The organism is Pseudoalteromonas sp. SG43-7, from assembly GCF_014164295.1.
In the GTDB taxonomy this organism is placed as follows: Bacteria; Pseudomonadota; Gammaproteobacteria; order Enterobacterales; family Alteromonadaceae; genus Pseudoalteromonas; species Pseudoalteromonas rhizosphaerae.
In genome coordinates, this window is the sequence record NZ_JACJEY010000094.1 from 8097 (window position 1) to 8646 (window position 550).

The following is a 550-nucleotide window of genomic DNA, read 5'->3' on the forward strand; positions in this document are numbered from 1 at the left end:
TAATTACCTGTAGGCGAGTGGCTTGCCACCGCGTTTCAAAATGTGATGTGGTGTTGTTGCGTCAGCAAGCTTAACGCCTACGGGTGTTAAAGTTTATCTCGGTGTTAAATTTACTTTGATGTTTATTACTTACTTGTAGGCGAGTGGCTTGCCACCGCGTTTCAAAATGTGATGTGGTGTTTTTGCGTCAGCAAGCTCAACGCCTACGGTGTTAAGGTTTATCTTGGTGTTAAATTTACTTTGATGTTTAATTAATTACCTGTAGGCGAGTGGCTTGCCACCGCGTTTCAAAATGTGATGTGGTGTTGTTGCGTCAGCAAGCTTAACGCCTACGGGTGTTAAAGTTTATCTCGGTGTTAAATTTACTTTGATGTTTAATTACTTGTAGGCGAGTGGCTTGCCACCGCGTTTTAAATGTGGTGCGGTGTGTAATGGTCTAATGAAACTGGACAGGTTTATAGCGTAAAATGAGCTAAACCCAAAAGGTATCACTATGACCAGAAAATCAAAAGTAACACTCAGTGCACAACAAAAACTTGAATATGCCAAA